Origin of the sequence: Sphingomonas sp. HF-S4, assembly GCF_032911445.1 — a bacterium.
Lineage (GTDB): Bacteria > Pseudomonadota > Alphaproteobacteria > Sphingomonadales > Sphingomonadaceae > Sphingomonas > Sphingomonas agrestis.
Genome location: NZ_JAWJEJ010000002.1, coordinates 478,915 through 492,794 on the forward strand (window position 1 = coordinate 478,915; position 13,880 = coordinate 492,794).

11 protein-coding genes and 2 riboswitches are annotated in these 13,880 nt (G+C 68.0%); of the genes, 3 read left to right on the top strand and 8 right to left on the bottom strand.

What is annotated here, in order from left to right; all coding sequences use genetic code 11:
- Positions 1-64: 64 nt before the first annotated feature.
- Positions 65-250, bottom strand: a riboswitch (cobalamin riboswitch).
- The 3 genes from RZN05_RS18305 to RZN05_RS18315 all read right to left on the bottom strand — a co-directional run bounded on the left by RZN05_RS18305 (position 249) and on the right by RZN05_RS18315 (position 2,688).
- Positions 249-929 carry a phytanoyl-CoA dioxygenase family protein gene (locus RZN05_RS18305; protein ID WP_317228120.1) on the bottom strand — a complete coding sequence of 227 codons (681 nt, stop codon included), beginning with the start codon at positions 927-929 and terminating at the stop codon, positions 249-251. It overlaps the preceding riboswitch by 2 nt.
- On the bottom strand, positions 926-1,702 hold the full coding sequence (locus RZN05_RS18310) for an ABC transporter ATP-binding protein (protein WP_317228121.1): 777 nt from the start codon (positions 1,700-1,702) through the stop codon (positions 926-928). The genes RZN05_RS18305 and RZN05_RS18310 overlap by 4 nt, the downstream gene beginning before the upstream one ends.
- Positions 1,696-2,688: a FecCD family ABC transporter permease gene (locus tag RZN05_RS18315; protein ID WP_317228122.1), complete on the bottom strand. Its 993-nt coding sequence runs from the start codon at positions 2,686-2,688 to the stop codon at positions 1,696-1,698. Before RZN05_RS18315 ends, RZN05_RS18310 begins: the two co-directional genes overlap by 7 nt.
- Positions 2,689-2,741: 53 nt before the next feature.
- Between RZN05_RS18315 and RZN05_RS18320 the strand changes: the two genes are divergently transcribed.
- Positions 2,742-3,587, top strand: coding sequence for an ABC transporter substrate-binding protein (locus RZN05_RS18320; RefSeq protein WP_317228123.1), 846 nt, complete (start codon positions 2,742-2,744; stop codon positions 3,585-3,587).
- Between the two features lie 161 nt (positions 3,588-3,748).
- Here the strand turns inward: RZN05_RS18320 and cobO are convergent, their stop codons facing one another.
- Both cobO and RZN05_RS18330 read right to left on the bottom strand, forming a co-directional pair.
- Complete coding sequence (gene cobO / locus RZN05_RS18325) at positions 3,749-4,351, bottom strand: cob(I)yrinic acid a,c-diamide adenosyltransferase (protein ID WP_317228124.1); 603 nt, start codon at positions 4,349-4,351, stop codon at positions 3,749-3,751.
- Positions 4,351-6,279: a TonB-dependent receptor plug domain-containing protein gene (locus RZN05_RS18330; protein WP_317228125.1), complete on the bottom strand. Its 1,929-nt coding sequence runs from the start codon at positions 6,277-6,279 to the stop codon at positions 4,351-4,353. The genes cobO and RZN05_RS18330 overlap by 1 nt, the downstream gene beginning before the upstream one ends.
- 163 nt (positions 6,280-6,442) lie before the next feature.
- A riboswitch (cobalamin riboswitch) is annotated at positions 6,443-6,659 on the bottom strand.
- A gap of 147 nt (positions 6,660-6,806) precedes the next feature.
- Between RZN05_RS18330 and polA the strand changes: the two genes are divergently transcribed.
- Together polA and RZN05_RS18340 are read left to right on the top strand one after the other, a co-directional pair.
- Positions 6,807-9,563, top strand: a complete 2,757-nt coding sequence (gene polA, locus RZN05_RS18335) for a DNA polymerase I (RefSeq protein ID WP_317228126.1) — start codon at positions 6,807-6,809, stop codon at positions 9,561-9,563.
- Positions 9,560-11,062 carry a lipopolysaccharide biosynthesis protein gene (locus tag RZN05_RS18340; protein ID WP_317228127.1) on the top strand — a complete coding sequence of 501 codons (1,503 nt, stop codon included), beginning with the start codon at positions 9,560-9,562 and terminating at the stop codon, positions 11,060-11,062. The genes polA and RZN05_RS18340 overlap by 4 nt, the downstream gene beginning before the upstream one ends.
- Positions 11,063-11,107: 45 nt before the next feature.
- Here the strand turns inward: RZN05_RS18340 and sdhA are convergent, their stop codons facing one another.
- Genes sdhA through sdhC form a run of 3 tightly spaced genes read right to left on the bottom strand, consistent with a single transcriptional unit; the run spans position 11,108 to position 13,714 of the window.
- Complete coding sequence (gene sdhA, locus RZN05_RS18345) at positions 11,108-12,910, bottom strand: succinate dehydrogenase flavoprotein subunit (protein WP_317228128.1); 1,803 nt, start codon at positions 12,908-12,910, stop codon at positions 11,108-11,110.
- Positions 12,910-13,299: a succinate dehydrogenase, hydrophobic membrane anchor protein gene (sdhD, locus tag RZN05_RS18350; RefSeq protein WP_317228129.1), complete on the bottom strand. Its 390-nt coding sequence runs from the start codon at positions 13,297-13,299 to the stop codon at positions 12,910-12,912. The genes sdhA and sdhD overlap by 1 nt, the downstream gene beginning before the upstream one ends.
- On the bottom strand, positions 13,292-13,714 hold the full coding sequence (gene sdhC, locus RZN05_RS18355) for a succinate dehydrogenase, cytochrome b556 subunit (RefSeq protein WP_317228130.1): 423 nt from the start codon (positions 13,712-13,714) through the stop codon (positions 13,292-13,294). The genes sdhD and sdhC overlap by 8 nt, the downstream gene beginning before the upstream one ends.
- Between the last annotated feature and the right edge of the window lie 166 nt (positions 13,715-13,880).

A 13,880-nucleotide genomic window follows, 5' to 3' on the forward strand; every position in this document is an offset into this window, starting at 1 on the left:
GCGCGCGGCCAAACCTGTCGTCTCTCGGGTTCACCCCCGTCCGCCCGGAACACCCTGTCCGCACGAAGGACGACCGCGACGGGCAGGTCTCCTGGCTAGCGGGTCGACGCCGGTTCGGCCGCCTTCTCGGGATCGAAACCCCAATGGCATGTGGCCGATGACTCACCGCTTACAGTTGCAGGGGCAGCCGGATTTTATCCGTTCCCGTTTTCATCCCCGTCGCCGGGGAACCTGTCGCGGCGCCGCCTCTAGGCGGCCTTGAACCATACGACAAGCGCGAAGCGTGCGCTGGTGGTCGGCAAGGTGCGATGCGGCGTGAAGCGATCGAGCAGCAGCGCGCTGCCCGCGGGGCATTCGGGCTGGAGGCGGGGCATGCCGGCGAGCGATTCCTCGGTGATGCGGAGGCCCTGGTCGGTCTGGGTGGCGAGCGGGGCGGCCCGGCGGCCGGGGACGATCTCGAGCCCGCCACGGCCGGGCCCGGCGTCGGTGAGCGGGATCCAGGCGGTGGTCCAGACCTTGCCGCAGGCGATGCCGTCGTCGCGGGAAACGTCGGAGTGCCAGGGGTGGCGATGCTCGGGGAAACTGGCGATGCTGGCGCGGATGCGGACGACCGACGTCTCCAGCTTGCGTTCGCTGACGCGCTCGGCCTCGGCGCGGAGGCGCGGGTCGGTCGCCAGTGCCTGGAGGCGGGGGCCGCGATGCGCGTCGGCGACGATCGCGGTGCGCAGCAGGTTGGCCTGGCTGCGGTCGCTTGCGTAGATGCGGTCGAGCCGCTCGGCGAGCGGCGCGTCGGGGCAGCTCGCCTCGAAGGGAAGGTACAGCGCCCGCGAAACGCGATCGATATGCTCGGCGATGTCGGCCTGCGCGGCGGTTACCAGTTCGGGGTCGAAGAGTGGGACGGTGTCATGGCCTTGGTCGCGATAGCTCACGCGCGGCTCCTCCCCAGGGTGGTGATCGCCGGCCAATCGCCGCCGAGTTCGACGCGAGCGTCGATACCGTAGACCGTGCGGAGGTTGGCGGGCGTCAGCACCTCCGCGGGGGTGCCGTCGGCGACGATCGTGCCTGTATCGACCAGCACCAGCCGATCGCAATAGCGTGCGGCCATCGTCAAATCGTGGAGGACGGCGATGACCAGCGCGCCGGCCCGGGCCTCGTCGCGGAGCAGTTCCATCACGTCGAGCTGGTGGCCGGGATCGAGGCTGGCGAGCGGCTCGTCGGCGATCAGCGCGGGCGCCTGCACCGCGAGCGCGCGGGCGAGCAGCACGCGGGCACGCTCGCCCCCCGAAAGCTCGGTGGCGATGCGATCGCGCAGGCCGAGCACGTCGGCGCGTTCCATCGCGCGCTCGATCGCGGCGGCATCCTCGGCGCCGATCCGCGACATCGGCCCGAGATGCGGCAGCCGGCCGAGCCCGACCAGCCGTTCGACATCGAGCGGCCAGTGCAAGGTCTGGCCCTGCGGCAGATACGCGACCCGCCGAGCCAGCGCCGCGCGCGAGAGCGAGGCGATGTCGGCTTCGTCGAGGAGGATGCGGCCGCTGTGCGGGACCAGCGCCAGCATTGCGCGGGCGAGCGTCGACTTGCCCGCGCCGTTGGGGCCGACCACGCCGGTGAGCGTGCCCGGCGCGAAGGCCGCGCTCGCGTCGCGGACGACGATGCGGCGGCCGAGCTTCACGCCGACCGTTTCTAGGCGCAGGCTCACCACAGGCGGCGCTCCCGCATCAGATGGAGGAGGAAGACGGGGACGCCCAGAAACGCAGTGACGACACCGAGCTTGAGCTCGTTGCTCGTCGCGATCAGCCGCACCGCGAGATCGGCGAGGGTGAGCAGCGCTGCGCCGCCGATCGCCGAAGGCAGCAGGATCGACGAGGGGCTGCGATCGGTGAGCGGGCGGATCAGATGCGGGACGATCAGCCCGACGAACCCGATCGCACCCGACACCGCCACGGCACCCCCGACGCCGATCGCCGTGCCGAGCAGCAGGCGCAACCGCGTGCGCCGCAGATCGACCCCGAGCGCCTGCGCGCCGTCCTCGCCCAGCGTCAGCGCGTCGAGCGCGCGGCCGTCCCAGAGCAGCAGGACCATGCCCGTCGCGATGCACGGCAGCGCAATCCAGAGGTGCGAGAAGGAGCGGTTCTCGAGGCTGCCGAGCAGCCAGGTCATGATCTCCATTGCCGCGAAGGGATTGGAGGACAGGTTGAGCGACAGGCTGATCCCGGCGCCCGCCAGCGTACCGACTGCGATCCCCGCGAGGATCAGGGTCAGCGGGCTTTCGGATCGCCCGGCGAGCGCGAAGAGCAGCACCAGCGACAGCAACGCGCAGGCCACCGCCAGTGCGGGCAGCACTACGACATGGAGCTCGGCGAGTCCGAAATAGAGTGCCGCGACCGCGCCGAGCGAGGCCGCATTCGACGTGCCGAGGACGGCGGGTTCGGCAAGCGGGTTGCGCAGATAGCCCTGCAGCGCGGCACCGGCGAGCCCGAGCATCGCGCCGACCGCGAGGCCGAGGATCGTCCGCGGCAGCCGCAGGTCGAGCAGGATCGTCGTGGCGATGCGGTCGCCATGGCCAGTGACGGCAGCGATCATCCGCGGCAGCGACAGGCTGACCGTGCCGAACAGCAGCGAGGCGACCGCCGCCGCGAGCGTGAGGGCAAGCAGCGCGGTGAGCAGCAGGGAGCGCGATGCGGTCATGCCAGCCCTCGGATGCGCTTGCCGGGCAGTGCGAGTCCAGTATGGAAGCCGGCATGGTTCGAAATCGATACTGGCTGTTGGCGCTGCCGCTCGCCGCATTGGGCGGCGCGGCCTTGTGGGCGAACAACGCCGTTCCGGCGGCGGCACCCGCCAAGCCCAAGCGGATCGTGTCGATCAATTTGTGCGCCGACCAGCTCGTGCTTGCGCTTGCCGATCGCGACCAGATCGCCGGGCTGACGCGCAACGCCGCCGATCCCGAAATGTCGGGCGAGGCGGCCAAGGCACGCGGGCTGCCGATCCTGCGCAATTCGGCCGAGCAGCTTCTCGACATGGATCCCGACCTGGTGATCGGCATGCCCGCGCGGCGCAGCGCGGCGCTGCGTGCGCTGGGGGACAAGGATTTCGCGATCCTCGACCTGGAGACCGCCGACACGATCGAGGCAATCTATACCTCGATCCGCCAGACCGCCGTCGCGGTCGGCCATCCCGAGCGCGGCGAGGCGCTGATCGCGAGGATGCAGGCCGATCTCGCGAAGGTCGGCAAGCCCGGCGGCGGCAGGGTCGCGGCCTATTACCAGCGGCGCGGGTTCATGACCGGGACCGGCACGCTGATCGACGCGCTGATGCAGCGCGTCGGGCTGGTCAATTTGGCGGGCAAGCTCGGCAAGCCGCCGCTCTCGCAGATGAGCCTCGAGGAAATGGTCGCCGCGCAGCCCGATTACCTGATCGTCGAGAGCGCGACCGATACGGTCCGCGACCAGGGCACCGAAATGCTCCACCACCCCGCGCTGGCGGGGATTCCGCGGATCAGCATCCCGCAGGCTTGGACGGTGTGCGGGAGCCCGGCCTATGTACAGGCGGCGCAGGGGATGGCGGCCCAGATCGCCACGGGGCGGTAGTTTCGCCCCCAAATCCTCCCCTGGAAGGGGAGGTGGCAGACCGTAGGGCTGACGGAGGGGTAGCTCTCCACGGGCGACGGCGCTCGCGGAGAATACCCCTCCACCACGCTTCGCGTGGTCCCCCTCCCCCTCCGGGGGAGGATTTGGTTGGGCGCCCCGGCTCAAAACTCGATCCCCGCCTGTGCCTTGACGTTCTGCTCGCGGAAGGGGTGCTTTACCTGCGCCATTTCGGTGACGAGGTCGGCGGCGTCGATCAGCGCCTGGGGGGCGTTGCGGCCGGTGACGATGACGTGGGTCAGCTCGGGCTTGGCGGCGAGCGCCTCCAGCACTTCGTCGAGCGGCAGATAGTCGTAGCGCAGGACGATGTTGAGCTCGTCGGCCACCACCATCCGGTAGCTCGGATCGGCGATCATCCGCTTGACCTCGTCCCAGGCCTCGCGCGCGACCGCGATGTCGCGGGCGCGGTCCTGGGTATCCCAGGTGAAGCCTTCGCCCATCGGCTTGAACTCGACGAACTCGGGAAAGCGATCGAACACCGCCTTCTCGCCGGTCGCCATCGCGCCCTTGACGAACTGGACGACGCCGACCTTCATCCCGTGGCCGATCGCGCGCACGACCATGCCGAGCGCGGCCGAAGTCTTGCCCTTGCCGGGGCCGGTGTGGACGATCACCAGCCCCTTCTCGATCGTCTTGGTGGCGAGCTTCTTCGCCTGCGCCGCCTGGACCTTCTTCATCCGGGCGGTGTGTTCGGCCTCGCTGCGCATCAGAAGCGCACGCGCACGCCGCCATAGGCCCCGCGGCCCGGCGTCGCGAAGCTGAACACTTCCTCATACTCCTCGTTCAAGAGGTTCTCGACGCGGCCGAACAGCGAGACGCGCTCGGTGATGCGGTAGTCCGCGGCGAGATTGACCAGCACGAATTCCTGCATCGACACGGTCACGGGCACGAAGCTGGGATCGATATAGGCGACGTCGTTGGTGCGGCCGTTGTAGCGGACGGTGAGCGTGGTCGAGAAGCGCTCGTCGGTGCTGAACACGCTCGCGTTGAAGCTGGCGACATGCTTGGGGCGGCGCACTTCCTCGACGCCGTTCTCCTGCGCGTCGAGCCAGGTATAGGCCGCGTCGAGCCGGATCTGCGGGATCGGCCGGACGCTGGCAAAGGCTTCGACGCCGTGCTGCTTCGACCTGGTGGTGCGGTTGGCCGGGGTCGCGACGAAATCGGGCGCGGGATAGCTGGTGTAGATCTCGTCGGTCAGCCTGGAATCGAAGTAGGTCGCGCCGATCGTCGCGCGGCCATCGGCGAAGCTCTGCTCGAGCCCGGCTTCCCAGCCCTCCGACTTTTCCGGCTTGAGGTTCGGGTTGCCGATATAGGTCCCGTCCGAATAGCCGAACAGCTCGTAATAGCCCGGATTCTTGACGCCGGTGCCGTAGGCGGCGCGCACCCGCGTGCCGGTGGGCAGGCGATAGCTGCCCTGGACGCGCCAGGTGGTGGTGTCGTCGAAGCGGTTGTTGTCGTCGTAGCGCACCGAGCCGCCGAGCGAGAGCCCCGCGACCGTCAGCTCATACTGGCCGACCAGCCCGAGATTGTCGGTGCTGCGCGTGCCGGTGAACGCGTCGAACGGCGAGCCGGTGGAGGGGGCAGTGTTGCGGAACTGCTCGCGCTCCCAATCGAGGGCGCCGGTCAGCCGGTGGACGATCGTGTCGGTGCCCAGCCGCAGGCTCGACACGAACGATCCCTTGTAGCGCTGGCCCTTGTCGCCATAGTCCGATCCGGTGGCAGTGAAGCCCTTCCGGGTGGTGTCGGCGATCTGGCCGGAGACGGCGTTGGTCCAGCGGCCGTCGAGCGCGCTCAGTTCGGCGCGAAGCAGGCCATAGAATGCCTCGTTGGTGAAGCGCACGCCGGGGCTGTCGACGGTGTAGCCGAACAACGGGCTCGTCGGATCGCTCTCGCTGTTGTTGGTGTCGGCATCGGTGTGGCTGTAGCGCGCGACGCCGGTCAGCTTGAAATTGGCGGAGGGCGCCCAATTGAGCTTGGCGCTGGCACCCACGCTGTCCGATCCGATGTTACGGCTGCCGCCACGCGCGGTGGGGGTGCCGTCGGTGTGGTAATAGGAGCCCGACAGCGCATAGTCGAAGCTGCCCGAGGTGCCGGCAGCGCGCGCCGCGCCGCTATAGGTGCCGAACGATCCGCCCTCGGCGCGGGCGCTGATTCCCGGTGCCTCGGCGCCCGAGAGGGTGATGTAGTTGATCACGCCGCCGATCGCGTCGGATCCGTAGAGCGACGATTGCTGCCCGCGCAGCACTTCGACTCGCGCGGCGGGATCGGCGATCAGCGTGCCGAAATCATATTCGCCATAATAGGGGTCGGCAGCCTCGATGCCGTCGATCAGGACGAGGACGTGGTTGCTCTCGCTGCCGCGGACGCGAACCTGGGTCTGCCCGCCGATGCCGCCGATGCGGCTGACCGACAGCCCGGGGACGTCACGCAGAATGTCCGAAACGATGCGCGTCTGGCGCAGCTCGAGCGCGGCAGGGTCGAGCACGGTGGCCGAGGCGGCGAGCGCGCTGAGCGGCACGCCTTCGCCCGAGCGCGATGCCGTGACGAGGATCTCGTCCTGCGGCCCGGCGTCTGTTTGGGCGAGCGCGGGCGTGGCCGCGGCGATCGCGAGAATCGAAACGAAGGTCTTCAACATGGTATTCCCCCGGCGCCGCAACGACTGCCGGGTCCTGCCGCGTACGGCCGGTGACGCGTCGGGCGGGCGCTTGGACGCCTGACGCGCGCACCGAAGCGGCCCCGGCCGCTTGGTCGTCGCTCAGACGGAGTACCGTGCCGTGACCATCCCCTGGACCAAGGCAAGAGCGACCAGTGCGCCGGCAGGTCTCCTGGCTCGCGGGTCGGGGCTTGATGCACGCCTTCCCGGGCTTGTCGCCCAGTGGCCGCTCCCTCGAAGGGAGCCAGTGCATCGCGCTCGCCGCTTACAGTTGCAGGGACAGCCGCGGAGTTGGACCTGGAGGTCCGCACCGCATTCCCGATTAAGCCCCTTGTCGGGGCACCGGCGCGATCTTGCGGAGCGGCTGGCCGCCCCACGAGCGCGCCCTTAGGCCAGCGCCAGGGCAAAGCCAAGTTCGAACGCAAGCAGCGTAGGGCGGCGGCGAGTTGCAGGGCGCATGCGTTAACGAAGGCTTTGCCCGGCCTTCCGGCTCGGCTATCCCCGCGCCGATGCCCCATCTCTATCTCGTCGACGGCTCCGGCTATATCTTTCGCGCCTATCACCGGCTGCCGCCGCTAACCAACAAGCATGGCGAGCCGGTCGGCGCGGTCTATGGCTATACGACGATGCTGTGGAAGCTCGTCGACGAGCTCAACAAGGCCGACGGCCCGACTCACATGGCGGTGATCCTCGACAAGAGCGAGCACACCTTCCGCAACGAGATGTACGACCAGTACAAGGCGCACCGTCCGCCCGCGCCCGAGGACCTGGTCCCCCAGTTCCCGATGATCCGCGACGCGACGCGCGCATTCAGCCTGCCGTGCATCGAGGAGGCGGGCTGGGAAGCCGACGACCTGATCGCGAGCTACACCAAGGCGGCGCTGGCGCAGGGCTGGTCGGTGACGATCGTCAGCTCGGACAAGGACCTGATGCAGCTGATGACCGATCCGTCGGTCGACATGCTCGATACGATGAACAACCGCCGGCTCGGGCCCAAGGACACCGAGGAGAAGTTCGGCGTCGGCCCCGAGAAGCTCGGCGAAGTGCTCGCGCTGATGGGCGACAGCGTCGACAATGTGCCGGGCGTGAAGGGGATCGGGCCCAAGACCGCGGCGAAGCTGATCCTCGAATATGGCGATGTCGAAGGCGTGCTGGCAGCGGCGCCCGACATGAAGCCGTCGAAGATGCGCGACAATCTGATCGAGCATGCCGAGATGGCGCGGCTGTCGCGAAAACTGGTCGAGCTCGCCTGCGACGTGCCGTTGCCCGATCCGCTCGACGAGCTCGAGTTGAAGGGCATTCCCGACGCGCCGCTGCGGGCGTTCCTCGAGCATCACGGCTTCCGCACCTTGCTCAACCGGCTCTCGGCGGTCGCCGATGCGCCGGTCGAGAAGCACGAGACGCCCGGCCTGCCCGAGGATCCGCCCTGCGATCACGACGCCTATGAGACGGTGGTCACCGAGGCCGATCTCGACCGCTGGATCACGCAAGCGACGCACCAGGGCTGGGTGGCGATCGATACCGAGACGAGCGAGCTCGACGCGATGCGCGCCGGGCTGTGCGGTGTCTCGATGGCGCTGGCCCCCAACAGGGCGTGCTATATCCCGCTCACCCATGGCGGCAGCGACATGTTCGCCGAGAAGCCGGTCCAGCTCGACAAGCCGCTGGTGCTGGCCAAGCTGAAAGTCCTGCTCGAAGACCCGGCGGTCCTCAAGATCGGGCACAACCTCAAATACGATTTGATCGTGCTGCGCCAGCGCGGGATCGACGTCGCGCCGTATGACGACACGATCGTGATGAGCTTCGATCTCGATGCGGGGCTGCACGGCCACGGCATGGACGAGCTCGCGGCGACGCACCTCACGCACAGCTGCATCGCGTTCAAGGACGTGGTCGGCACCGGCAAGAAGCAATTGAGCTTCCGCGAAGTCGATCTCAAGGCGGCGACTCGCTACGCCGCCGAGGACGCCGACGTCACGCTGCGGCTGTGGCAGCGCCTCAAGCCGCGGCTGGCCTATGAGAGCGTCACGCGCGTCTACGAGATGGTCGACCGGGCGCTGGTATCGGTGATCGCTGGCATGGAGCGCGAAGGCGTCAAGGTCGACGCCGCGACGCTCGCGCGGCTCTCGGACGAATTCTCCAGGCAGATGGCGACGCTCGAGGAGGAAATCCACGCGATTGCCGGGTTCAAGTTCACCATCGGCAGCCCCAAGCAACTGGGCGACGTGCTGTTCGACAAGATGGGGATCAAGGGCGGGCGCAAGGGCAAGTCGGGAGTCTATTCGACCGACGTCAACGAACTCGAGCGGATCGCGGCGGACAAGGATTCTCCCGGCCGCGAGATGGTGGTCAAGGTGCTCGACTGGCGCCAGCTTTCGAAGCTGAAGTCTACCTATACCGACGCGCTCCAGGCGCAGATCAATCCCGAGACGGGCCGCGTCCACACGAGTTACTCACTGACCGGCGCGCAGACCGGGAGGCTGTCGTCGACCGACCCCAACCTCCAGAACATCCCGATCCGCACCGAAGTCGGCCGCCAGATCCGCGACGCGTTCGTCGCCGAGCCGGGCAACGTGATCCTCGCCGCCGACTATTCGCAGATCGAGCTGCGCCTCGCCGCGCACATCGCCGACGTGCCGGCGCTGCGCACCGCGTTCGAGAATGGCGACGACATCCACTCCATGACTGCGATGGAGCTGTTCGGCGAAGTCAATCGCGACACGCGCGGGCGGGCGAAGACGATCAACTTCGCCATCCTCTACGGCATCTCGCGCTGGGGCCTAGCCGGCCGGCTCGACGTGACGCCCGACGAAGCGCAGGACATGATCAACCGCTATTTCGAGCGCTTCCCGGGCATCAACAACTATATCGTCTCGACGACCGAGGAAGTGCGCGCGCGGGGCTATACGACCACCTTGTTCGGCCGGAAGACGCACTTCCCGCGGATCAAGTCGAGCGTCCAGCACGAGCGCCAGGGCGCCGAGCGTGCGGCGATCAACGCGCCGATCCAGGGCACCAGCGCCGACATCATCAAGCGCGCGATGGCGCGGATGGGACCGGCGCTGCTCGACGCAGGGCTGCCCAAGGTGCGGATGCTGATGCAGGTGCATGACGAATTGGTGTTCGAACTGCCCGAAGCCGATGTGGAGAAGGCGCGCGGGGTAATCGAACGCGTGATGGCGACGGCGGCCGAGCCCGCGATCAAGCTCACCGTCCCGCTCGGTGTCGAGATCGGGGTAGGCCCGAGCTGGGGCGCGGCGCATTGAGCGAGCCCGCCGCACCGGCGGCCGACGACATCAACGCCCTCGCCAAGGGCGGGCGGACCAACATCCTGGGCTTCCTGCTGCGGCTCGCCGCGCGGCTGCCGTTCCTGTTCATCGCCGGGCGGGCTTATGGGCCGGATATCGTCGGGCGCTATGCGATCGCGGTCCTGGTGATCGAAGTCGCCGCGCTGCTCGCGACGCTGGGGCTCAAGCGCGGGCTGGCGCAGGCGCTGGCCGCCACCGACCGGCCGCACGCGCATGTCGTGTGGGACGCGGTACTGGTGGCGTGCGGCGCCTCGGCGATCGCCAGCGCGGTGCTGATCGCGTTTCCGCAGGTCATGTATCCCAACAGCCCGGTGATGGGGCTCGAGCGGCTGCTGCCCCTGGTGGTGTTCGCGGTGGCGATCTCCGACGTGACGCTGGCCGCACTCGCCTATCGCCACAATATCGGGGCGTCGGTGACCGCGCGCGCGGTCGTCGAGCCGTGGACGATCAGCATCGCGGCATGGGGCTTCTCCTATGTCTCGACGCGCGATGGGCTGATGTACGCCTATGTGCTGTCGATGCTCGCCGCGCTGGCTGCGTCGGTGGTGCCGTTCGTGCGCGAATATGGCATGCCGCGCGGCTGGCATCCGCGCTTCGCCGACATCGTCGCGCTCGCCCGCCGCAACGCGCCGCTGGCCGGTGCGGACGCCATCGAATGGGGGACGCGCAATGTCGATCGCTTCATCCTGGCGCTGCTGTTCAGCCCGGGGGTGGTCGGCATCTATTACATGGCGCAGCAGGTCGCCTCGATTCCGCAGCGGCTGAAATCGAGCTTCGATCCGATCCTCGCCCCCGTGGTGACGCACAGCCTTGCCGAGAACGACCGCAAGGCCGTCGCCAAGCAGGTGCGCCAGGTCGGCTTCTGGATCGTCAGCGCGCAGGCGGCGTGCTTGGTCGTTTTCGGCATCCCCGCCGAGGGTGTGATGGGACTGATCGGGCCCGAATTCGTGATCGGCGCCGGGGTGATGTGCGTGCTGCTCGTCGCCGAGGTGCTCGCCTCGACCGGGGCAGTCTGCGAGACCGGGCTGATCTATGTCGCGCGGCACCGCAATCTGATGATCTCGCTCGCGGTGCTGCTCCTCCAGATCGCGCTGAGCTTCGGCTTCGTCTTCGTGGCGCGGGCGCAGGGCTGGTCCGAGCCGGTGCAGGCGGCGGGGCCGGCGGCGGCGCTAGCGACGGCGGTGACGATCGGATCGGTGGTCAAGGCGGTGATGCTGCGGCGGCTGCTCGGCGCGCCGGTGGTGAGCATCCGCCCGGCCTTCTTCGTCGCGATCGGTGCAGCGGGGCTGGTCGGCGCGGCGTTTACGTCGCTGCCGCACCGCTATGAATGGGCCGAACTGAGCCTCGGCATGCCGGCGATCCTGGTCACCTTTCTGTTCGTGATGATCAAGTTCGGCTTCAGCCCCGAGGACCGGGCGCTGTTCCGCAAGACACCCGCGGAAGAACCTGCCCGGTAGCGCCACCCTTGCCGGGAAGGCGCGATCTCGGGCAGGGTGTTTCCGCTAGTACACCCGCTTCTTGGGCTTGATATACTCGATCTCGTCGGTGAGCGTGTAGTCGTGCACCGGCCGATAATCGATCGATACCGCGCCGCCCTTGCCGCCCCAGCCTTCGAACGTCGCGACGGTGTGCTTCATCCACTCGGCGTCGTTCCGGTCGGGGAAGTCCTCGTGCATGTGCGCGCCACGGCTTTCCTTGCGGTTGGCGGCGCACTGGATCGTCACCACGGCCTGGCCGATCAAATTGTCGAGTTCGAGCGTCTCGACCAGATCGGTGTTCCACACGAGCGAGCGATCGGTAATGCCGACATCGCCGAAGCCCTTATAGACTTCGTCCATGTGCGTGACGCCTTCCGCCAGCAGCGCGCTGTCGCGGAACACGGCGCAGTGGCGCTGCATCGTCTTCTGCATGTCGCGGCGAATCTCCGCGGTCGGGCGCGCGCCCTTGGCGTTGCGGAAATGATCGAGACGGGTGAGCGAATACTCCTCCGAATTCGCCGGCAGCGCCGCGTGCGCGGTGCCGGGCTTGACGATTTCCTTGAGGCGCAGGCCGGTGGCGCGGCCGAACACCACGAGATCGATCAGCGAGTTCGAGCCGAGGCGGTTGGCGCCGTGGACCGAGACGCATGCCGCCTCGCCGACTGCGAACAGGCCGGGGATGACGGTGTCGGGATTGCCGTCCTTATTGTGGACGACTTCGCCATGATAATTGGTCGGGATGCCGCCCATATTATAGTGGACGGTCGGGACCACGGGCAGCGGCTGGCGCGTGAGGTCGACGCCCGCGAAGATCTTGCCGGTCTCGGTGATGCCGGGCAGGCGCTCGGCGAGGATCTTCGGATCGATATGGTTGAGGTGAAGGAAGATGTGATCCTTCTCCTTGCCGACGCCGCGGCCCTCGCGGATCTCCATCGCCATCGAGCGCGCGACGACGTCGCGGCTGGCGAGATCCTTGGCCGAGGGGGCATAGCGCTCCATGAAGCGCTCGCCCTCGGAATTGGTGAGGTAGCCGCCTTCGCCGCGGGCGCCCTCGGTGATCAGCACGCCGGCGCCGTAAATGCCGGTCGGGTGGAACTGGACGAACTCCATGTCCTGCAGCGCGATGCCTGCGCGCAACGCCATGCCGTTGCCGTCGCCGGTGCAGGTGTGGGCCGAGGTCGCCGACTGGTAGACGCGCCCGCCGCCGCCTGTGGCGAGCACCACGGCGTGGCTGCGGAAGCGGTGGATGCTGCCGTCTTCCATGCACAGCGCGATCACGCCGCGGCACTTGCCGTCTTCCATGATCAGATCGAGCGCGAAATATTCGACGTAGAAATCGGCGTCGTACTTCAGGCTCTGCTGGTAGAGCGCGTGGAGCATCGCATGGCCGGTGCGGTCGGCGGCGGCGCAGGTGCGCTGCACGGGGGGGCCTTCGCCCATATTCTGCATGTGGCCGCCGAACGGGCGCTGGTAGATCGTGCCGTTGTCGTTGCGGCTGAACGGCACGCCGGCATGTTCGAGCTCGTACACGGCCTGCGGGGCCTCGCGGACCATATATTCGATCGCGTCCTGGTCACCGAGCCAGTCCGAACCCTTGACGGTATCGAACATGTGCCACGACCAGTGATCGGGCGAGTTGTTGCCGAGGCTAGCGGCGATGCCGCCCTGCGCGGCCACGGTGTGGCTACGGGTGGGGAACACCTTGGTGATGCACGCGGTCTTGAGCCCGGCCTCGGCCGAACCCATCGTCGCGCGCAGGCCCGAACCGCCCGCGCCGACGACGACGGTGTCGTAGGTGTGGTCGATGATCTTGTACGCAGCGGACATCAGGCGACGGCTCCGGCAGTGAAGGCGACCTTGAGGATCGAGAAGATCGCCAGCGTGGCGGTCGCGATCGTGAAATACTTGAGCAGGAGCAGCAGCACGAAGCGGCTGTGGTCGTGCTGGTAATCCTCGATCACCACGGTGAGGCCGTGGTGGAAGTGATAGAAGGTGCTCACGACGAGCAGGATCAGCGGCACTGCCGCCCAGGGCTGGGCAAGCCAGCCGCTGATCGTCGCATAGTCATAGGCGGGCAGCAGCGCGATCGAGAGCAGGAACCAGAGGACCAGTACGAGGTTCGATCCCGCGCTGATCTTGTGGTGCCACCAGCCCTCTGCGCCCTGGTGCGCCGAACCGAGACCGCGGACGCGGCCGAGAGGAGTGCCGTCACCCATTGGTCTTCTCCAGGATCCAGGCCCAGAAGGCCGCGGTCAGCGCGATCGAGACGAGGAAGGTCGACAGCGCGGTGGCCTTGTTCGCCTTGAGCTCGAAATTGGCGCCCGTGTCGAGGAACAGGTGGCGCACGCCCGAGGCCATGTGCTGGAAGAACGACAGCGTCAGCCCGATCCCGACGACGTAGCCGGCGATGTTGAGCTTGCCCGATTCGAGCGTGAACAGGTCGAGGAACGCGGCATAGGCCGCCGGGCCCGAGGCCAGCGCCGCGAGCCACCAGACGAACAGGATCGTCCCCACGGTCGCCATGCCGGAGCCGGTGACACGGTGAAGGATCGAGACCGCCATCGAGGGGCCCCATTTCCAGATCGACAGATGCGGCGAGAGCGGTCGCGCTGGGTTGCGGACGTTGGCCAAGAATATTCCTTTCGGGTCGTCGCCGCTTCCTTAGTCCCCGATGCAACGGATGCAAGTCGGGATACGTCCGCGGCGCGGGCTCTAACCCCCTCTTAACCAATCCAGCGGCATAGCGGGTGCGAGGGGCGGCGCATTCCATCGCGGCCGCGTCAGGGGACCAGTTGAC